The following is a 20,778-nucleotide window of genomic DNA, read 5'->3' as shown; positions in this document are numbered from 1 at the left end:
TTAAGTTGTATCTAAACACGACAAGAGAAGGAAAAAATGAGAGACCATCATTCCCCCCACCGCGAACACGGCGACGGTCGCGACGGTTTTGAAAAACGCCCCGCCCGCGAACGCGGTGGTCGCGGGCCTCGAGTATTCGCCCCCGGCGATCTCAAATTACTGCTGCTGGCGCTGATCGCCGAACAGCCCTGCCATGGTTACGACTTGATCCGCCAGATCGAAGGCATGTTCGACGGGGCTTACAGTCCCAGCCCCGGCGTGATTTATCCGACCCTGACGTTTCTGGAAGAGAGTGAAATGATCCAGGGCGACGCCGAGGGGGGAAAAAAACGCTACAGCATCACCGACGCCGGACGTCTGTCTTTAAGTGAACAAGCGATTGCCCTGGACGGCGTACGCATGCGTATCGAAGTCAGCAAGCGTTCGCTGCGCGGCCATGATCGCCCGGCCGAAATTCACGAAGCGGTACACAACCTGCGCCATGCCTTGCATATGCACCATGGTCGCTGGAGCCCGGAGGAAATCCATCGCGTGGCCACCCTGCTCAACAACACCGCCAAAGCCATTGTCGACGGCCCCGCCGTTCAAGCTGCCCAGGAGAAAGCGAATGACTGAAGTGATCGCGCAAACCATTCACCGCGTCATGCACGAGATCAAACGCCGTCGTCTGGAAGTATTGCGGGTGGTCGACCTGACTCCGCGGATGCGCCGAATTACCTTGGGCGGGGCTGAATTTGCGGGCTTCGTCAGTCTCGGCACCGACGATCACGTCAAACTGCTGTTCCCACAGAACGCCGCAGAACAGGCCGCACTGGAAACACTGGTGCTCGGTGCTGGCAAGGACAACGGACCAATGCCGGCCATGCGCGACTACACCCCGCGCCGCTACGATCTGGATTCACTTGAGCTGGACATCGATTTCGTATTGCACGGCGATGGCCCTGCCGCGACCTGGGCCGAGCAGGCCAAACCCGGGCAGTTCCTGCACATCGGCGGGCCACGGGGTTCGATGATCGTGCCGGACATCTTCGACAGCTATCTGTTGATCGGCGACGAGACCGCCCTGCCCGCCATCGCCCGCCGCCTGGAAGGCCTTGCAGCCAACCGCCGTGCGCTGGTGATTGTGGAAGTGGAAAACGGCAAGGAACAGCAACGCCTGGAAAGCGCCGCGCAGATCGATTTGATCTGGGTGCTGCGTGAAGGTGGCAAAAATAACCTGCTGACCACCGTGCAGCACATCAAGGTGCCCGGTGGCAGTCTGTATGCGTGGGTGGCGACGGAGTCCAAGGTGTCGCGGCAGATCCGTCGGGTATTGCTTGATGAGCACGGGCTGGACGAGCAGTTCGTAAAAGCCGTTGGCTATTGGCGTCTGGAGGACAGCGACGAGGAATAACCGTCTCTCTCTCGGGCCCCTTCGCGAGCAAGCCCGCTCCCACACTGAATCGAGTTGCACACAAAAAATGTGTCCACCGGAGATCAAATGTGGGGGCGGGCTTGCTCGCGAAAGCTATTTCAGACTCGCTACCGGTCCAAGCCTGTGCCAAGTCGCCCCTTCCACCGATCCAATCCAATCACCAGCAGCGCAATCACCACAAACCCCACCAATAACCCGCCGGCATTGATGAACACCTGTGGATAACCCAGCTTGTCGACATCAATGAACGGATAGGGATAAACCGCCAGCAGATGCCCGCGCCATAACGCATAGCCGAAGTACCCCAGCGGGTAGATCACCCACAACGCAATATGCCGCAGGCGCAACGTACCTTTGGGCACGCAGCACCACCAATAAGCCAGAAACAACAATGGCATGACGTCATGCATCAGCTCATCAGCCAGCCATTGCCAGCCTTCGGGATGCCACAAATGGCGCAACAGCAGGCTGTACGCCACACCGACCACAGCGATGCTCACCGCAATCCCACTGCTCACCCATGGCTGCAAAAACCAGCGCCGCGCCGCCGACTCTCGGGACGTCAGTTCGCAGGTCAGCACCACCGCCACCAGCGTATTGGTCAGCACAGTGAAAAAACTGAAAAAACTCACCAGCCCGCCCAGCAGACTGGCCGCGACAGTCCAGCGTAAGTAAAGAATCAGGTACAGCTGAATGGTTAAGCCCGTCCAGCCCAAAACCGCAGCCACGGCAACACAACGACGCCTCGCGGCAGAACCTGGCGTCGAGGGTATGACCATGCTCAGACCGGGCGCTTGGTGCGCATCAGCTTCACATACAGGCGTTCGACCTTCTCCCGCGCCCATGGGGTTTTACGCAGGAATGTCAGGCTCGACTTGATGCTCGGGTCACTCTTGAAGCAGCGGATGTCGATACGCTCGGCCAGCCCCGACCATTCGTAGTGTTCAACCAGGGCGTTGAGGATCTGTTCCAGCGTCACGCCATGCAGCGGGTTGGGGTTCTGTTCGGTCATGCCGGGCCTTCGAGCGATGAAAGGATTGGAAGCCGCGCACCTTAGCGGAGGCCTTCGTGCAGTGGAAGGGCCCCGGACAAGGGCATTCGTCATAGGCTGAATTAACTGTAGGCGAGTTGGACAGCCTCTGAGGACAAACGTCAGGCGATAGCGCCGTCGACTCAGTAGTAACGTCGCGGGTCCGAATCGATCAGGCTGGCCAGCTTGGTCAGGGCAAATCTCAATTCGTCCTGACTGGTGGGCGACATCAATACCAAACGCACGCAGCGGGTCATTGCGCTACGTTCGGCCTGGAACTGGGTACCACTGAGGACCAACACGCCATTGGCACGGGCCAGCATGGTGAATTCATCGCTGGTCCAAGGCTCGGGCAGCGTCAACCAGATGTGGTAGGAGTACGGCTGAGTCTTGAGTTCGAAATTGGCGAATATTTCCTGAGCGATCGCCTGCCGCCCGGCGGCTTCGTTGCGCTGAATACGGATCAGCTTTTTATCCAACCCCTCGGTGATCACGTTGCTGGCCAACTGGGCGGTCAACGGCGACGGCATCCAGACGCTGCTGCGCACCATCGAGGTCAGGCGCGACAACAGTTTCGGCGGGCTATAGAGATAGCCGATCCGCAAGGCCGGCATGATCGACTTCGACAGGCTGGTGAGGTACACCGAACGATCCGGCGCGAACGCCGACAGCGGTTTGATCGATGGGTCGGTGGCCAGAAAACCGTAGATGTCATCGTCCAGGATGATGAAGTCGAACTCCTCGGCCAACGCCGCGATTTGCGCCCGACGCTTTTGCGACATGATCGCGGCCGTCGGGTTCTGGCAGGTCGCCACACAGACCAGCATCGCCGGTTTCTCACGTTGGCACAGTTCGCGCAGCGCTTCGGGAATGATGCCTTCATCGTCCATTGGCACGCCACGCAGACGTCGTTCCAGACCATGGGCCAGGGAAATGATGCCGGGGTAACAAAGCGCCTCGCAGAGCACCAGATCACCGGCATTGGTCAACGCACTCATCGCGACCATCAAACCATGCTGCGCGCCTGCGGTGATCACCACTTGCTGCCATTGCGCATCGGGCAATGAATGGCGCAGCCATTGCGCACCCGCCTCGCGATGAGCCGGATGCCCGCCATCGGGGGCGTAATCGAGGGCACGGGCAAAATCCGTGCTCTTGGCCATGCCCACCAATGCGTCGCGCAACCAGTATTCCAGGGTTTCGCTGTAAGGCTTGATGATCGAAAGATCCAATAATTCGGACTGCCCCAGATTCAGCGGGGCGGCATTGTTGCTGGCCGGCAACTCCAGTTGCTTCTGGTTGAGCACATAAGTGCCACGCCCCACTTCCCCCTGCACCAGACGCCGCCGTTGGGCTTCACTATAGGCCCGGCTGATGGTACCCGGCGTGACATTCAGCGTGGTGGCCAGTTCCCGCAAGGTCGGCAGACGATCACCTTCGTTCAACACGCCATTGCTGATATCGCGCGCCAACGCGTCGGCAATCGACAAATACATCGGCTGGCCGAACTCGTTTAGCTGAGGAACCCACATGAATGATCGCTGCCCATCGTAGAAATGATGAATATCCGAGCATATCACAGGGAAGTTAGGCAACTTATAAATCGACCCAATCGACGAATTGAGTCGATTGATGCGACGATTGAATCGAGCAACACTTTTTGGACAAAATTTTCACACGAATATTATTTCCTTAACAGACAAATAGTTAGCTTAAAAAAGCTGATGTTATAAACACGACCAGCAAAAAAACATTTCCTCACAACCTCTCGCGCTATTGAATCAACTCAATTCATTCAAATACACTCATCTCGAATCGAATCAATCGACTCAATCCCACGCCTGAATCACCACGTGCCAGCCACGCCAAGTCGAGACATCATGGACACACTCAGAAAGGATCTATCCCTATCAGCGATCATCGCAGGCCTCATTGCCGTGATCATTTCCTATGCCGGCCCGCTGATCATCGTGTTTCAGGCGGCTCGGGAAGCGCACCTGCCCGATGATCAAGTGTCGTCCTGGATCTGGGCCATTTCCATCGGCAGCGGCGTGACCGGCCTGTTGTTGAGCTGGCGTCTGCGGGTTCCGGTGATTACGGCTTGGTCGACACCGGGCGCAGCGTTGCTGGTGTCGATGTTGCCCACGGTCTCCCTGCCCCAAGCCATCGGTGCCTATGTGGTGGCTTCGGTGATTATCGCGGTGATCGGCCTGTCCGGCGCGTTCGATAAACTGATGAGCCGCCTGCCCAAAGCCATCGCCGCCGCCATGCTCGCCGGCATCCTGTTTCGTTTCGGCGCCGAACTCTTCACCTCGATCAAGCTGCAGCCGGCGCTGGTGCTGTCGATGATCGCGGCGTACCTGATCTTCAAACGCTTTTCACCGCGCTACGCCATTCTGTCGGTATTGATTGTCGGCTGCGCCGTGGCGGCCTCGTTCGGTGAACTCAACAGCGGATCAATCAGCATCGATGTCGCACACCCGATTTTCATTGCCCCTGAGTGGAGTTGGCACGCGATCATCAATATCGGCCTGCCGCTGGCCCTGGTCACCCTGACCGGGCAATACGTGCCGGGCATGGCGGTGATGCGCACCTCGGGCTACAACACCCCGGCGCGCTCGATTATTTCGGTCACGGCCATCGGTTCAATCTTGATGGCGCCATTCGGCTCCCATGGTCTCAATCTCGCGGCCATCACCGCCGCGATCTGCACCGGCCGCGAAGCCCATGAAGATCGCGACAAGCGTTACATCGCCGGGATCGCCTGCGCGGTGTTCTACATTCTGATGGGCACCTTCGGCGCGACCCTGGCCTCGGTGTTTTCTGCCTTGCCCAAAGAGCTGATTGCCTCCCTCGCCGGCCTGGCCCTATTCGGGGCGATCAGCGCCGGGCTGACCGGCGCCATGGCTGACGAGAAGCAACGTGAAGCGGCGCTGATCACCTTCCTGGTCACCGCCTCGGGCATGAGTTTCCTGGGGCTGGCCGCTGCATTCTGGGGGCTGATCTTCGGACTCGTGGCGCATTTCGTACTGACCTATACCAGGCAAAGCAAAGCCACCGCCGTCACCGAGGGCAGTCGACCATGATCGTTCGTTACGACTCCATTGTGGTCGGCGGCGGACTGTCACACGCATCACCGCATCTCGCGCCAGCCTGCGTGGCCGAAGCACTTATCCAAGGAATGACTCCATGAGCCTGCACAATTTCGACCCTGTCATCGCCCGCCTGATCAGCAGTGAACGCAACCGTCAGGAAACCCATCTGGAGCTGATCGCTTCGGAAAACTACGTCAGCGAAGAAGTGCTGGAAGCCCAGGGTTCGGTGCTGACCAACAAGTACGCCGAAGGCTACCCGGGCAAGCGCTATTACGGTGGTTGTAAAGTGGTCGACGAAATTGAAAGCCTCGCCATCGAACGCGCCTGCAAACTGTTTGGATGCGACTACGCCAACGTCCAGCCGCACTCTGGCTCGCAAGCCAATCAGGCGGTGTTTCTTGCGGTGCTCAACCCCGGTGACACCCTCTTGGGCATGTCCCTGGCCCATGGCGGGCACCTGACCCATGGCGCCTCGGTGAACTTCTCCGGCAAGTTCTACACCGCGCACACTTACGGTCTGGAAAAATCCAGCGAAACCCTCGACTACGCCCAGATGGAAGCCCTGGCCCGGGAACACCGACCGAAGATGATCATTGCGGGTGCCTCGGCGTATTCCAGGACCATCGACTTCCAGCGTTTTCGCAACATCTGCGATGAAATCGGGGCCTACCTGATGGTCGACATGGCGCACTACGCCGGGCTAGTCGCAGCCGGCCTGTACCCCTCGCCGGTTGGCATCGCCGACTTCGTCACTTCGACCACGCACAAAACCCTGCGCGGGCCTCGGGGTGGCCTGATTTTGGCCAAACGCGAATACGCGGCGCTGCTCGACAAGACGATATTCCCGGTTTATCAGGGCGGGCCTCTGATGCACGTCATCGCCGCCAAGGCCGTGGCGTTCAACGAAGCCCTCGGTGATGAGTTCAAGCACTATCAGCAACGCGTCATCGACAATGCCAGGATCATGGCGGACATCCTTACGCGGCGAGGCCTGCGGGTGGTGTCAGGGGGCACCGACTGCCACATGTTCCTGCTCGATCTGCGCGCGAAGAACATCACCGGCAAAGAGGCCGAGGCGTTGTTGGAAAGTGCCCACATCACCTTGAACAAGAACGCGATTCCCGACGATCCGCAAAAACCTGCGATCACCAGCGGCATTCGCATTGGCACACCTGCCCTGACCACACGGGGCTTCGGTGAAGCCGAATGCGCCGAAGTGGCCAACCTGATTGCCGATCTGCTTGAGCAACCGACCAATGCGGTACTGCTGGAAAAAGTCCGCCGACGGGTGATGCATTTGTGTGAATGCTTTCCGGTCTATCTATTGACTTGACGGCACTGAAACAGGCGGGGCGGACGCTTTAGTCCGCCCTTTTTTTGCACGGCCAGATACTGCGGCGACAGGTCGCAGCCGACTGTTACCAAATCCGAAATGATCCATGTCAATAAAAGCCCTTTCTCTATGTGTTACAGGACATTATCCTTACGCCCGTCCTGCTGAAACGCTTCTCCTCTGCTTCATCCCGCAGTGTTCAGCCCCCCCCTTTAAGAAAAAAGACCAAGAACTTCTTCTCTATGCCTGATTTTCATACTCCGCGAGACAGCGCTGTCTTGCTCCCTGTGGCCAGTCGAAAAGCCCTGAACCTGATCGGTGGGTTCACCGCATTGAGCCTCGCCACCTGCACCCAGGCTGCACCGGCCTTCGATAGCGATTCGCCGTGGATGCTGGGCGACTGGAACGGCACGCGCACCGAACTTTCGGAAAAAGGCTACGACTTCAAGGTCGATTACACCGGTGAAATGGGCAGCAACCTGCACGGCGGCTACGACCATGACCGCACTGCTCGCTACAGCGACCAGTTCGGCTTTGGCACCCACCTGGACTTGCAGAAGATTCTCGGCTGGGACGACGCTGAAGTTCAGCTGACCATCACCGAGCGCAACGGCAACAACATCAGCAACGACCGGATCAACGATCCGCGGGTCGGCGGTTTCACCTCGGCTCAGGAAGTCTGGGGCCGTGGCCAGACCTGGCGCCTGACGCAGATGTGGTATCAGCAGAAATTTTTCGATCAGAAGCTCGATATCAAAGTCGGCCGCTTCGGCGAGGGCGAAGACTTCAACAGCTTCCCCTGCGACTTCCAGAACCTGGCGTTCTGCGGCTCCCAGGTCGGCAACTGGGTGGGCGACATCTGGTACAACTGGCCGGTCAGCCAGTGGGCGATGCGCGTCAAATATCACCTGACGCCGGAACTGTACGCGCAAGTCGGCGCTTACGAGCAAAACCCGTCCAATCTGGATCGCGACAACGGCTTCAAACTCAGCGGCAGCGGCACTCAGGGCGCGATCCTGCCGGTGGAACTGGTCTGGAGTCCAAAACTCAATAGCCTGCCGGGTGAATACCGTGCCAGTTATTACTACAGCAATGCCAAGGCCACCGATGTCTACAAGGACAGCCATGGTCAGCCGGCAGCCCTGAGTGGCGAGGCTTACCGCAGCGCATCGAGCAAGCACGGCGTGTGGCTCGGTATTCAGCAGCAGTTGACCAGCCGCGCCAGTGACAACTCACGCGGGTTGAGTGTGTTCGCTAACGGCACGATGCACGACAAAAAGACCAACGCCATCGACAACTATGTCCAGGCCGGCGTCGTCTACAAAGGCTTGTTCGATGCTCGCGCCAGAGACGATATCGGTTTTGCCCTGGCCCGTGTGCACGTCAATCCGGCCTACCGCAAGAACGCCGAGGCCACCAATCAGGCCCGTGAAGTCTTCGACTACGACGACCCATCGTTCCTGCCGCCGCAAGACACCGAATACAGCGCCGAACTCTATTACGGCGTGCACGTCACCAACTGGCTGACCGTGCGCCCGAACCTGCAATACATCCGCCACCCCGGTGGCGTGGACAAGGTCGATGACGCGCTGATTGGCGGGATCAAGATCCAGTCGTCTTTCTAATTAAAACCACAAGACCTGTGGGAGCTGGCTTGCCTGCGATGGCGGTGTGTCAGCCGACACCTTTGCCAACTGACACACCGTCATCGCAGGCAAGCCAGCTCCCACAGGGATTGCATTAACCGCACACCTTTCTTAACTGAACCCTGCCCGCACAAGATCGTCATCTACAGTGAACTTGCGCGGGACTACTTAAAACGTCACGGAGAACCACACTATGAGCGCTGATGGTGCTTTCAGTCGAAGCCGTCTGCTGCCGAGCCTGCTCGGTATCGTGCTTCTACTAATGGGCCTGGCCTTGCTGGCCGGGGGGATCAAGCTGAGCATGCTCGGCGGCTCGCTGTATTACCTGCTGGCCGGTATCGGCCTGATGCTGACCGGGGGGCTGCTGCTTGCCGACCGTTATGCGGCGCTGAGCCTGTACGCGGTGGTGCTGTTCGCCAGTACGGTCTGGGCACTGTGGGAAGTCGGTCTGGACTGGTGGCAACTGGTGCCACGTCTGGCGCTGCTCTTTGCCCTTGGTATCGTCATGCTGCTGCCATGGTTTCGTCGCCCATTGCGTACCGGCGAATTCAACCCGGTCGGCACCGGCGTGCTGAGCGCTGCCGTGGTCATCGCCGGTATCGCCGCGCTGGCCAGCCTGTTCACCAACCCCGGTGAAATCAAAGGCGAACTGGATCGCGACGCCGTGCCTGGCATGACCAACACTGCCCCGGCCATGCCCGATGGCGACTGGAACTCCTACGGCCGCAGCGCCCATGGCGATCGCTACTCGCCACTGGCGCAGATCACGCCGCAGAACGTCAGCAAACTGGTGCCCGCCTGGACCTACCGCACCGGCGACCTGCCTGGCCCGAACGACCCGGGCGAAACCACCGCCGAAAACACCCCGCTCAAAGCCAACGGCATGCTTTATGTCTGCACGCCGCACAGCCAGGTGATCGCGCTGGACCCGGACACCGGCAAGGAACTCTGGCGTTTCGATCCGAAGCTCTCCACGCAAAACGCGGCGAACTTCAAGGGTTGGGCACACATGACCTGCCGTGGCGTGACCTATCACGATGACGCCGCCTACGCGTCCGAGCAGAGCCCTACCGGCACTGCCAACGCGCCAGTGACCAGCGTCTGCCCGCGCCGGATCTTCCTGCCGACCGCCGACACTCGTCTGATCGCCCTGAACGCCGACACCGGCAAAATGTGCGAAGACTTCGGCAACGGTGGCCAGGTTGACCTGACGACTAACATCGGTGAATTCACCGCCGGCGGTTATTACTCCACTTCGCCACCGGCGGTCACCAAAGACCTGGTGGTGATTGGCGGCCACGTCACCGACAACGTTTCCATCGACGAGCCAAGCGGTGTCATCCGTGCGTTCGACGTGCACACCGGCAAACTGGTATGGAACTGGGACAGCGGCAACCCGGACGACACCACGCCGATTGCCGAAGGCAAGGTCTACACCCGCAACTCGCCGAACATGTGGTCCATCTTCAGCGTCGACGAAAAACTCGGCATGATTTACCTGCCGATGGGCAACCAGACCCCGGACCAGTTCGGTGGCGCGCGCACCCCTGAATCGGAACTGCACGCCGCCGGCCTGACCGCGCTGGACATCGCCACCGGCAAGGTGCGCTGGCACTTCCAGTTCACCCACCATGACCTGTGGGACATGGACGTCGGTGGCCAGCCAACCCTGATGGACCTGAAAACCGCAGACGGTGTGAAACCGGCGGTGCTCGCGTCCACCAAGCAAGGCAGCATCTACGTACTGGACCGCAGCAATGGTCAGCCGATCGTGCCGATCAAGGAAATCCCGGTGCCGCAAGGCGCAGTGGAAGGCGACCACACTTCGCCGACCCAACCGATGTCCGACCTGAACTTCGTGCCGCCGACCCTCAAGGAACGCGACATGTGGGGCGTGACCCCGTTCGATCAGATGCTCTGCCGGATCGACTTCAAATCCCTGCGTTACGACGGCATGTTCACCCCGCCGTCGCTGCAAGGCTCGCTCGTTTATCCCGGTAACTTCGGCGTGTTCGACTGGGGCGGCATCTCGGTTGACCCGGTGCGTCAGATTGCGTTCGTGAACCCGAGCTACATGGCGTTCAAATCGAAACTGATCCCGGCCGCCGAAATCGCCAAACAAGGCCCTCGCGTCAGCGAAACCGAAGGCGTGCAGCCCAACAAAGGCGCGCCTTACGGCGTGATCCTCGAAGCCCTGCTGTCGCCAATGGGCCTGCCTTGCCAGGCACCAGCCTGGGGTTACGTGGCGGCGGTCGATTTGACCACCAACAAAACCATCTGGATGCACAAGAACGGCACCGTGCGCGACAGCTCGCCGGTTCCGATCCCTCTGAGCATGGGCGTACCGAGCCTGGGCGGGGCCTTCACCACTGCCAGTGGCGTGGCCTTCCTGAGCGGCACCCTCGACCAGTACCTGCGCGCCTACGACGTGAAAAACGGCAAGCAACTGTGGGAAGGTCGCCTGCCAGCCGGCGCGCAAACCACACCGATGACCTACACCGGCAAAGACGGCAAGCAATACGTGCTCGTTGTTGCTGGCGGTCACGGATCGCTAGGCACCAAGCAAGGTGACTATGTGATTGCGTACAAACTGTCGGAATAAGCGGTAGCGGCAGTAAAACGAAAGGCGACTCCTGAGAGGGGGTCGCCTTTTTTGTGCTCGATTGTTTCAGGTCACCCATCCCCTGTAGGAGCTGCCGAAGGCTGCGATCTTTTGATCTTGTGTTCTTGAAGACGCCGGAAGATCAAAAGATCGCAGCCTTCGGCAGCTCCTACAGACGTGGTGAATTTTTGAGAACTTTCCGACATGTTTTGACGGTTGTCGCTCGGAAGTGGGGTGGATAGGCTTTGGGAGTTGCTGCAAATCAGCGATCGGGCGTCGCGGCCTGAATTTTTACTTGGTGCTTTTCCATTTCCTATTTGGAGCATCGCCATGTCTACACCAGAAACCGACAACGTTTCGCCCTACGAATCCAACGATTCAAAGAAATTCCACGAAGCCGCTAACCGCGCGCTCGATCACTACCTCAACCCATCCGCCCTCAAAGCCCCCGTGGCCCGCAAGCCGAGCACGATGTATATGATCGCGCCGGATATCAAAGACGAAGACCTGCTGGCCCACACCTGTGAATCGTTGGCCCAGGCCAGTGTGATGGCGAGTGATTTTGCAGGGTATCTGGAAGGGCCGCACCGGCACACGGCGATGGCGATTCAACAGATCGTCATGCTGGCCGAACTGGCGGTGAACCGGATGCTGGATAACGTTGCCATCCCAAAAACTGCGCCACACAGCTAGTCCCTGTAGGAGCGAGGCTTGCCCGCGAAGACGGCCTGACATTCAACATTGATGTCGCCTGACACGCCGCCATCGCGAGCAGGCTCGCTCCCACAGTTGAACCGGGTACATCTGCAAGAGATTGGTCGGCTATCAGGCCGCCTTCGCGGGCAAGCCTCGCTCCTACAAGTGGGTCGGCGTATGTCTGAAAGAGATTGGTCGGCTGTCAGGCCGCCAAGACCTGTCAAAACCCTGAACACACAAGCTGAAATATCCAGGCCCATTGAAACCACCCCCCACCTGCCCCATCTAAGACCCATACCCTATTGCGCAGGTGCCCCATGACCGACCAGCAAGAATTCCCCGAAGACACGAGCGAATACGCCGAAACAGACAACGTCGAACACCACTCCACCGGCAAAGGCCTCGCCCTGCCTGGCCAGAACCTGCCGGACAAGGTCTACATCATCCCGATCCACAACCGGCCCTTCTTCCCGGCGCAAGTACTGCCGGTGATCGTCAACGAAGAGCCGTGGGCCGAAACCCTCGAACTGGTCAGCCAATCCGATCATCACTCCCTGGCCCTGTTCTTCATGGACGCTCCCCAGGAAGACCCGCGCCACTTCGATACCAAAGCCCTGCCGGAATACGGCACCCTGGTCAAAGTCCACCACGCCAGTCGCGAAAACGGCAAACTGCAATTCGTCGCCCAGGGCCTGACCCGGGTGCGTATCAAAACCTGGCTCAAACACCATCGCCCGCCGTATCTGGTGGAAGTCGAATACCCGCACCAGCCCACCGAGCCGACCGACGAGGTCAAGGCCTACGGCATGGCGCTGATCAATGCGATCAAGGAACTGCTGCCGCTCAACCCCCTGTACAGCGAAGAGCTGAAGAACTACCTCAACCGCTTCAGCCCCAACGACCCGTCGCCGCTGACCGACTTCGCCGCCGCGCTGACCTCGGCCACGGGCAGTGAGCTGCAAGAAGTGCTCGACTGCGTGCCGATGCTCAAGCGCATGGAAAAAGTCCTGCCGATGCTGCGCAAGGAAGTCGAAGTCGCGCGCCTGCAGAAAGAAATCTCCGCCGAAGTTAACCGCAAGATCGGCGAGCATCAGCGCGAGTTCTTCCTCAAGGAACAGCTCAAGGTCATCCAGCAAGAGCTGGGCCTGACCAAGGATGACCGCAGCGCCGACATCGAGCAGTTCGAGCAACGTCTGACGGGCAAGGTGTTGCCGCCTCAGGCGCAGAAACGCATCGAAGAGGAAATGAACAAGCTGTCGATCCTCGAGACCGGCTCACCGGAATACGCGGTGACCCGCAACTACCTCGACTGGGCGACTTCGGTACCGTGGGGCGTGTATGGCGAGGACAAACTCGACCTCAAACACGCGCGCAAGGTGCTGGACAAACACCATGCCGGCCTCGATGACATCAAGGACCGCATCCTCGAATTCCTCGCGGTCGGTGCCTATAAAGGCGAGATCAGCGGCTCCATCGTGTTGCTGGTGGGCCCGCCGGGCGTGGGCAAGACCAGTGTCGGTAAATCCATCGCCGAAACCCTGGGCCGGCCGTTCTATCGCTTCAGCGTTGGCGGCATGCGCGACGAAGCCGAGATCAAGGGCCATCGCCGCACTTACATCGGCGCGCAACCGGGCAAACTCGTCCACGCGTTGAAAGACGTCGAAGTGATGAACCCGGTGATCATGCTCGACGAGATCGACAAAATGGGCCAGAGCTACCAGGGCGACCCCGCCTCGGCGCTGCTGGAAACCCTCGACCCGGAACAGAACGTCGAATTCCTCGACCATTACCTGGATTTGCGTCTGGACCTGTCGAAAGTGCTGTTCGTCTGCACCGCCAACACCCTGGATTCGATTCCCGGCCCGTTGCTGGACCGGATGGAAGTGATTCGTCTGTCGGGCTATATCACCGAAGAGAAAGTCGCGATCGCCAAGCGTCACCTGTGGCCGAAGCAGCTTGAGAAAGCTGGCGTGTCCAAGGGCAGCCTGAGCATCAGCGACAACGCATTGAAAGCCTTGATCGACGGCTACGCCCGTGAAGCCGGGGTGCGGCAGCTGGAAAAAAACCTCGGCAAACTGGTGCGCAAGGCCGTGATGAAGCTGCTTGACGAGCCGAAAGCAGTAATCAAACTCGGCCCGAAAGACCTGGAAGCCTCACTCGGCCGACCGGTATTCCGCAATGAGCAAGTATTGTCCGGCATCGGTGTGATCACCGGGCTGGCCTGGACCAGCATGGGCGGCGCGACCCTGCCGATCGAAGCAACCCGTATTCACACCCTCAACCGTGGCTTCAAACTCACCGGGCAATTGGGAGAAGTGATGAAGGAGTCGGCAGAAATTGCCTACAGCTACGTCAGCTCCAATCTGAAGCAATTTGGCGGCGATCCGACGTTCTTCGACGAAGCCTTCGTCCACCTCCACGTACCGGAAGGCGCCACGCCGAAAGACGGCCCGAGCGCCGGCGTGACCATGGCCAGCGCCCTGCTCTCGCTCGCCCGCAACCAGTCGCCGAAAAAAGGCGTGGCCATGACCGGTGAACTGACGCTGACCGGGCATGTACTGCCGATTGGCGGGGTGCGAGAGAAAGTCATCGCGGCGCGTCGGCAGAAGATTTTCGAGTTGATTCTGCCGGAACCAAACCGTGGAAGCTTTGAAGAGTTGCCGGATTATCTGAAGGAAGGGATTACCGTGCACTTCGCCAAGCGCTTTGCGGATGTGGCGAAGATATTGTTCTGATAGTCATGTAGCGCCTGCACCGCCGCCATCGCGGGCAAGCCCGCTCCCACAGTGGTCCGGGGTGTTCACAAATCTTGTGTTCACCACAAAACCCTGTGGGAGCGGGCTTGCCCGCGATGACGGCGGCACTGACGACACCATCCCGGTCTGGCTGTCACACTTTGTCTCATCTTCAGTTATGCTCGCCGTTCGTCGTGAATGCCGGAGCCACTGATCTTATGTCCCCCACCCGCCTGTTGATCCCCCTCGCCCTCGCCCTGCTGAGCGCTTGCGCCACGCAATCGAAACAGAACGTGACCGTGGAAAAACAAAGCGAATGCCCGGCGAAGCTGCATAACGGGCAAAACCTGATCCTGACCCTGCCCAGCAACCCGACCACGGGTTACCGCTGGACGATTCAGGATTCGGCCGGTGGCGTGTTGCGCGGGCTCAGCCCCGAGGTTTACAGCAACCCGGAAGACGCCGGTGTCGTCGGCAGTGCCGGCCTTTCGACCTGGCGCTTCCAAGCCTTTGCCACCGGTACTGGCCGCTTGCGGCTGACGTATTCACAGCCGTGGGCACCGGAAGTACCGGCGGTAAAAACCTTCGACTGCGCCATCGCGGTTAACTGATCGTGGGTTGGCTGATTCTGGCGCTGATGGGCGCGGTGACCTTTCTGTATGGCCTGAGCGTGCATGCCGCGTTGCTATGCTTGCTGGTCAAACCGATGCCGGTGCTGGCCCTGCTCGGCTGGCTGCACGACGCGCCGCCCAGTGACTATCGGCGCTGGATCAGCCTGGGTTTGATTTTCTCCCTGATCGGCGATGTGTTGCTGGCATGGCCGGGGGATTTGTTTGTGTTTGGGCTCGGTGCGTTTCTGGTCGCGCATTTGGCATATCTGAAGGCTTATTTGAGCGATTGCCGGCATCTGGCGCTGTTGCCGTTGATCCTCGCGTTGAGCGTGGGCGCGGTGCTGCTGGGGATTCTGATTTCCAATGGCTTGGGACCGCTGCTGATCCCGGTGATCGTCTATGGGCTGGCCATCAGCGCCATGCTCTGGCGCGCCCTGGCCCGCCTCGGCACTGAGGTGCCCAAACGCTCGGCGCTGTTGGCGGCGGCGGGCGCGGTGGCGTTTGTGTTTTCTGACAGTGTGATTGGCATTAACCGATTTGTGATGCCATTCCATGCCGCGCCTTACGTGATCATTCTTAGCTACTGGCTGGGGCAGTGGGGGATTGCGGCGTCGGCGTTTTCGAAAAAAATGCCAACCGATTAAACCCGATTCTGAAAATTTCGCATCCGCAGCAACATAACCAATACATCCTACATAGCGAAAGGTCATATAAAACTATCAGATCTGACAGTACCCCCCCTTCACTCGCAAACTTATTATTTATGTGGCTTTACACAACCACACATCTAACGCAAGGAAGGACATTATGAGTTTTTTTACAAGCAAAAAACGTGGCGCTGCTGATCCGATTATCACTGTCAGTGCTGAAACACTGGCCACTGTTTCCAAACGTGTGAAACTTGAAAGCCAAATCATTGAGTTCGAAGCCGACCCTAACAGTAGCTCGATCGTATTTGCCACTCGTGCAAACACACAAGACTACTCGCGCACAAATAAAAAGGGCTTGGTACTGAAATTCGATAAAAACATTCAATCCGGCACTTACAACAATCAAGAAATCGTTGCGTACTATTTTGAAACAGCCAGTCGCCCAGGCCGTAGTGAATATGTAGAATTTCATGCGACAACTGGATCTTACACCGTAGAAGCAATCGAAAACAGTGATAAAAAACTGCATTATCAAATCGGCTTTGAATTTAAAGGCCTAAACGAAAGTAACGAAGAACTCCAGATCAAGGGTCAATCTACCTATATCGTGTTAATGAAAGCACTGTAATCACACTCTAAACCATGAATGGCGAAGTCTCGGCTACCGGGCTTAGCCATTCAATCATTCATCATTTAGTGTCTTCTCTACATCTGCTCCCTTACCTTCGCTGCTCAGAAGCCTCGCTGGACTTTCCCCACGCTTTATCAGACAACCCGCGCATCCCCCCGTCAATTTGGCTAAAATGCCGGCCTTTTCCACCTACGCCGCTGGAACCGCCGTGAGCAAAGAATCCGATCGCCTTTTCGCCCAGCCTTTGACCCAGGTGCCTGACTTCGCCTTTAACGAGGACGTGGTTCGGGTGTTCCCGGACATGATCAAGCGCTCGGTGCCGGGTTATCCGACCATCGTGGAAAACCTCGGCGTGCTCGCCGCGCAGTTCGCCCAGCCCAACAGCGTTCTCTACGACCTCGGTTCGTCCCTGGGCGCCGTGACTCAAGCGTTGCGCCGTCACGTGCGCACCGACGGCTGCCGCGTCATCGCTGTGGATAACTCCGCAGCCATGGTCGAGCGTTGCCGCGAATACCTCAACGGCCAGGACTCAATGTTCCAGGAGTTGCTGCCGGTGGAAGTGATCGAAGGCGACATCCTCGCTCTCAACTTCCAGCCGGCCTCGGTGGTGGCGCTGAACTTCACCCTGCAATTCATCGCCCCGGACCAGCGCACCGCGCTGCTCTCGCGCATCCGCCAATCGTTGTTGCCCGGTGGCGCGCTGATTCTCTCGGAGAAGCTGCGCTTCAACGACCCCGAAGAACACGCGCTGCTCACTGACCTGCACGTGGCCTTCAAACGCGCCAACGGCTACAGCGAACTGGAAATCGCCCAGAAGCGCAGCGCCATCGAAAATGTCATGAAGCCCGACAGCCTCGAAGAACACCGCGAGCGCCTGCTGGCCGCCGGGTTCTCGAAAGTCGTGCCGTGGTTCCAGTGTCTTAACTTTGCCTCGTTGATTGCCTTGCCATGATTGATCTGTCTCCCCTCGCCCGCCGTCTGGCCGGTACACCGCTGGCCGAATGGGCCAATACCCTGCAAGCACAACTCGACAAGAAAATGGAAAAAGGTCACGGCGACCTGGAACGCTGGCAGAGCGCGCTGGACGCGTTGCCGAAGATTCAGCCGAGCGAAGTCGACTTGCTCAACGGCCTGACACTGGACACCGATTGCGACGACGAAACCCGTGCGCAAATGCGTACTGCGCTGATGGGTTTGTCGCCGTGGCGCAAAGGGCCCTTCGACTTGTTCGGCGTGCATGTCGACACTGAATGGCGTTCGGACTGGAAGTGGTCCCGGGTGGCTCCGCACCTGGACCTGAAAGGCAAACGCATCCTCGATGTCGGCTGCGGCAACGGTTATTACATGTGGCGCATGCTCGGTGCCGGTGCCGACAGCGTGATCGGCGTCGACCCCAACTGGCTGTTCTTCTGCCAGTTCCAGGCCGTGCAGCGTTACCTGTCCGAGCCCAATGCCTGGCACTTGCCGTTTCCCTTTGAGGATCTCCCTCCCAATCTGGAAGGCTTCGACACGGTGTTCTCCATGGGCGTGTTCTATCACCGCCGCTCGCCGATCGAGCATTTGCTGGCGTTGAAGGATTGCCTTGTCAAGGGCGGAGAACTGGTGCTGGAGACGCTGGTGATCGAAGGCGATCAACAGCAGGTGTTGGTGCCGGAAGACCGCTACGCGCAGATGCGTAACGTGTGGTTCCTGCCATCAGTGCCCGCGCTGGAACTGTGGCTGCGCCGCGCCGGCTTCAGCGATGTGCGTTGCGTGGATGTGAGCGTGACCACGGTCGAGGAACAGCGCGGGACGGAGTGGATGAAGTATCAGTCGTTGAGCGACTTCCTTGACCCGCAAGATCACAGCAAAACGATCGAAGGGCTGCCGGCGCCGATGCGTGCCGTCATCGTCGCCCGCAAGTAGTCTCAATCTCCCAGACACCAGAAAAACCTGTGGGAGCGGGCTTGCTCGCGAATACGGACTAACATTCAACAGAGATGTTGACTGATCCACCGCTTTCGCGAGCAAGCCCGCTCCCACATTTGATGTGTGTTTTAGTCTGCTGGCTTGGCTCTACGGGCCTTGAAAAACTCAGTCAACACCGCGCTGCATTCTTCCGCCAATACCCCACCCTCATACAACACCCGATGATTCAAAAAGCCCTGGGTAAAAAATTGCCCCTGGCTCTGCACAATTCCGGCCTTGGGCTCCAGCGCGCCATACACCACCCGCGCGATCCGCGAATGCACGATCAGCCCGGCGCACATGCTGCACGGCTCCAGGGTCACGTAGAGCGTGCTGCCCGGCAGGCGATAGTTGCTGGCGGCCTGGGCGGCAGCACGGATCGCGACCATCTCGGCGTGGGCGCTGGGGTCGTTGCCGCTGATTGGGCAATTGAAACCGCGCCCGATGATTTCACCGTCCTGCACCAGCACCGCGCCCACCGGCACTTCGCCAAGGGCCGCGCCTTGAGCAGCGAGGGCCAGGGCTTCGCGCATGAAGTCGCGATCACGGCTGCGGTCGATAATCGCTGCGGGGCGAATCTGACGCATCACGCCACCTCGATGGCGGCCATCAGGCCGGTTTCCATGTGGTCGACCACATGGCAGTGGAACATCCAGACCCCAGGGTTATCCGCCACCAGCGCCACTTGCGCACGCTCGTTCTTGCCCAACAGGTACGTGTCGGTGAAGTACGGGATAACCTTGTGCCGGTTCGAGGCAATGACCTTGAAGCTCATGCCATGCAGGTGGATCGGGTGTTGATACTGAGTCATGTTCTTCAATTCGAAAATATAGCTTTTGCCCTTTTCGAGCTTGGCAATCGGCCGATCGGCGCAGGTCTTGTCGGTGATGTCCCAGGCCTTGCCGTTGATCTGCCACAGGCTTGGCGGCTTGCCGTTTTCGACATTGACCGACACTGAACCCACCCATTCAAAATTGAAGTTGAGTTTCTGGGCATTGGCCAGGTCCGGCTCGGCCACCGGGTTGGCGGGCAGCGCCGGCGGCCACTCGGTCGGCGCATCGGTGTTCGCTACTGAGCGGAAGGTGCCCAGGCGTACCGGGCCATTGCGCAGGGATAATTCTTCGCCGGCCGGCGGTGCCTTGATCGCCAGGCAAATGCGCATGCCAGGACCCAGCCAGTATTCCTTGCCCAATGGGCGCGGTGCAATCGGATTGCCGTCCAACGCGTAGATCTGCGCTTCGACGCCAGGAATGTTGAGGCGGTACGTCAGCGTGTTGTCGAGGTTGAGCAACCGTACGCGAGTGATCTGCCCGGCGGGCAAATCGATCACCGCTTGTGAGACGCCGTTGATGGTCGACAAGCCCCCCGCCGTGCCGCCACGGGCCGCTTCACGAGGAATGCTGAACGCTACGAAAGCACCCTCTTCATCGACGTGCCAGCTCTTGAGGCTCAAGGTCTTTTCGTATTTGAAACCGGTGGGCTCGCGCTCTTCGATAATCAACGGGCCGACCAATCCGCGACCCAGTTCTTCGCTGCTGTTCACGTGCGGGTGATACCAGTAGCTGCCGGCATCGGGCACGCGGAATTTATAGTCGAAGTACTCGCCCGGCAGCACTGGCAATTGCGAGACATACGGCACGCCGTCCATTTCCAGCGGCAGGCGGATGCCGTGCCAGTGAATGGTGGTCGCCACCGGCAAGTGGTTGATGAAGCGCACCCGCAGCCATTCACCCTGACGCACGCGCAATTCAGTGCCCGGCGCCGATGGGCCGAACGCCCAAGCCTGAGTCTTGTGCCCGGCCACCAGTTCGACGTCCAGCGGTGCGGCGATCAACTCATAGTCGTGGCCGGCGTCAGCGTCGGCCATTTTGCCCAGCCAGTAACGCGACGCGCCACCGGCCCCCACGCCAACCACCACAAGACCGGCCAGACCACCGAGTATTTGTCGACGGGTAAAGGACATGAACTCAACTACCTCACGTATCAGCGACAGGCACGAGGGCCTGCAAAAGGCGAATACGATACACCTGCGGTTGAGAAACAGTAAGGGCAGCGCGGCGGATGGTCACAGGCTGTGGCGAGGCCCTTTAAAAGATCGCAGCCTTCGGCAGCTCCTACGGGGTGTATACCGATCAAATGTAGGAGCTGCCGAAGGCTGCGATCTTTTAAGGCCCACACAGGTATGTCCTGATGAAATGCGATTGCAGGTTTTGGGACCGCTTCGCTGAACGTTATTGAGTCGCTGCTAATCAGCGAATCCCCCTACATCCATTTCCACCTTTCCCGACTTCTTTCCTGATCGATCCCCCGCAAAGTCCCCGCGCCTAATTTTCTGCCTACAGGATTGAAGTCTTCCCATATTTGGCGGTCTGCCTCGATTCCGTAGGA

General features: G+C 59.1%; 18 protein-coding genes. 13 read left to right on the top strand and 5 right to left on the bottom strand.

From position 1 onward, the window contains the following. The first annotated feature begins 36 nt into the window (after positions 1 to 36). Both TU81_RS13130 and TU81_RS13125 read left to right on the top strand, forming a co-directional pair. Positions 37 to 615 carry a PadR family transcriptional regulator gene (locus TU81_RS13130; protein ID WP_038981800.1) on the top strand — a complete coding sequence of 193 codons (579 nt, stop codon included), beginning with the start codon at positions 37 to 39 and terminating at the stop codon, positions 613 to 615. Beyond that, positions 608 to 1,393: a siderophore-interacting protein gene (locus tag TU81_RS13125; protein ID WP_048395508.1), complete on the top strand. Its 786-nt coding sequence runs from the start codon at positions 608 to 610 to the stop codon at positions 1,391 to 1,393. Before TU81_RS13130 ends, TU81_RS13125 begins: the two co-directional genes overlap by 8 nt. 128 nt (positions 1,394 to 1,521) lie before the next feature. On the opposite strand, the gene TU81_RS13120 is transcribed toward TU81_RS13125, so the two are convergent. The 3 genes from TU81_RS13120 to TU81_RS13110 form a co-directional block, all read right to left on the bottom strand. Next, the gene (locus tag TU81_RS13120; protein ID WP_038981797.1) at positions 1,522 to 2,193 is read right to left on the bottom strand and encodes a Pr6Pr family membrane protein; all 672 of its coding nucleotides are present in this window, start codon (positions 2,191 to 2,193) and stop codon (positions 1,522 to 1,524) included. Positions 2,194 to 2,195: 2 nt separating this feature from the next. Then, positions 2,196 to 2,426 carry a VF530 family protein gene (locus tag TU81_RS13115; RefSeq protein WP_038981795.1) on the bottom strand — a complete coding sequence of 77 codons (231 nt, stop codon included), beginning with the start codon at positions 2,424 to 2,426 and terminating at the stop codon, positions 2,196 to 2,198. Positions 2,427 to 2,587: 161 nt separating this feature from the next. Next, positions 2,588 to 3,976: an aminotransferase-like domain-containing protein gene (locus TU81_RS13110; protein WP_038981794.1), complete on the bottom strand. Its 1,389-nt coding sequence runs from the start codon at positions 3,974 to 3,976 to the stop codon at positions 2,588 to 2,590. A gap of 348 nt (positions 3,977 to 4,324) precedes the next feature. On the opposite strand from TU81_RS13110, the gene TU81_RS13105 reads away from it, so the two are divergent. The 11 genes from TU81_RS13105 (at position 4,325) to cmoB (ending at position 18,348) form a co-directional block, all read left to right on the top strand. Continuing rightward, entirely contained in the window at positions 4,325 to 5,530 is a 1,206-nt protein-coding gene (locus TU81_RS13105) for a benzoate/H(+) symporter BenE family transporter (protein WP_038981792.1), read from the top strand. 103 nt (positions 5,531 to 5,633) lie between these two features. After that, positions 5,634 to 6,872 carry a serine hydroxymethyltransferase gene (gene glyA / locus TU81_RS13100; protein ID WP_038981791.1) on the top strand — a complete coding sequence of 413 codons (1,239 nt, stop codon included), beginning with the start codon at positions 5,634 to 5,636 and terminating at the stop codon, positions 6,870 to 6,872. 242 nt (positions 6,873 to 7,114) lie between these two features. Then, on the top strand, positions 7,115 to 8,497 hold the full coding sequence (locus TU81_RS13095; RefSeq protein ID WP_048395506.1) for a carbohydrate porin: 1,383 nt from the start codon (positions 7,115 to 7,117) through the stop codon (positions 8,495 to 8,497). Between the two features lie 214 nt (positions 8,498 to 8,711). Next, the gene (locus TU81_RS13090) at positions 8,712 to 11,120 is read left to right on the top strand and encodes a glucose/quinate/shikimate family membrane-bound PQQ-dependent dehydrogenase (protein WP_048395504.1); all 2,409 of its coding nucleotides are present in this window, start codon (positions 8,712 to 8,714) and stop codon (positions 11,118 to 11,120) included. Positions 11,121 to 11,450: 330 nt separating this feature from the next. Beyond that, positions 11,451 to 11,813: a DUF6124 family protein gene (locus tag TU81_RS13085; protein ID WP_048395502.1), complete on the top strand. Its 363-nt coding sequence runs from the start codon at positions 11,451 to 11,453 to the stop codon at positions 11,811 to 11,813. 320 nt (positions 11,814 to 12,133) lie between these two features. After that, positions 12,134 to 14,551 (top strand): endopeptidase La, encoded by a 2,418-nt coding sequence (gene lon / locus TU81_RS13080; RefSeq protein WP_038981784.1) that lies wholly within the window; start codon positions 12,134 to 12,136, stop codon positions 14,549 to 14,551. A gap of 218 nt (positions 14,552 to 14,769) precedes the next feature. Continuing rightward, positions 14,770 to 15,162, top strand: a complete 393-nt coding sequence (locus tag TU81_RS13075; protein WP_038981782.1) for a protease inhibitor I42 family protein — start codon at positions 14,770 to 14,772, stop codon at positions 15,160 to 15,162. 2 nt (positions 15,163 to 15,164) lie between these two features. Continuing rightward, positions 15,165 to 15,806, top strand: a complete 642-nt coding sequence (locus TU81_RS13070) for a lysoplasmalogenase (protein WP_048395500.1) — start codon at positions 15,165 to 15,167, stop codon at positions 15,804 to 15,806. Between the two features lie 163 nt (positions 15,807 to 15,969). Beyond that, on the top strand, positions 15,970 to 16,440 hold the full coding sequence (locus TU81_RS13065; RefSeq protein ID WP_048395498.1) for a hypothetical protein: 471 nt from the start codon (positions 15,970 to 15,972) through the stop codon (positions 16,438 to 16,440). Positions 16,441 to 16,615: 175 nt separating this feature from the next. Continuing rightward, positions 16,616 to 17,395, top strand: coding sequence for a carboxy-S-adenosyl-L-methionine synthase CmoA (gene cmoA / locus TU81_RS13060; protein WP_173667519.1), 780 nt, complete (start codon positions 16,616 to 16,618; stop codon positions 17,393 to 17,395). Further along, positions 17,392 to 18,348: a tRNA 5-methoxyuridine(34)/uridine 5-oxyacetic acid(34) synthase CmoB gene (gene cmoB / locus TU81_RS13055; protein ID WP_048395495.1), complete on the top strand. Its 957-nt coding sequence runs from the start codon at positions 17,392 to 17,394 to the stop codon at positions 18,346 to 18,348. Before cmoA ends, cmoB begins: the two co-directional genes overlap by 4 nt. A gap of 131 nt (positions 18,349 to 18,479) precedes the next feature. On the opposite strand, the gene tadA is transcribed toward cmoB, so the two are convergent. Beyond that, positions 18,480 to 18,977: a tRNA adenosine(34) deaminase TadA gene (gene tadA / locus TU81_RS13050; protein ID WP_048395492.1), complete on the bottom strand. Its 498-nt coding sequence runs from the start codon at positions 18,975 to 18,977 to the stop codon at positions 18,480 to 18,482. Continuing rightward, positions 18,977 to 20,353 carry a multicopper oxidase family protein gene (locus TU81_RS13045; RefSeq protein ID WP_048395490.1) on the bottom strand — a complete coding sequence of 459 codons (1,377 nt, stop codon included), beginning with the start codon at positions 20,351 to 20,353 and terminating at the stop codon, positions 18,977 to 18,979. The genes tadA and TU81_RS13045 overlap by 1 nt, the downstream gene beginning before the upstream one ends. Positions 20,354 to 20,778: the final 425 nt, after the last annotated feature.

It is taken from the genome of Pseudomonas lini (genome assembly GCF_001042905.1).
Taxonomy (GTDB): Bacteria; Pseudomonadota; Gammaproteobacteria; order Pseudomonadales; family Pseudomonadaceae; genus Aquipseudomonas; species Aquipseudomonas lini.
The sequence above is the reverse complement of the archived record's forward strand: the minus strand, read 5'-3'. Positions and strand labels throughout refer to the sequence as shown.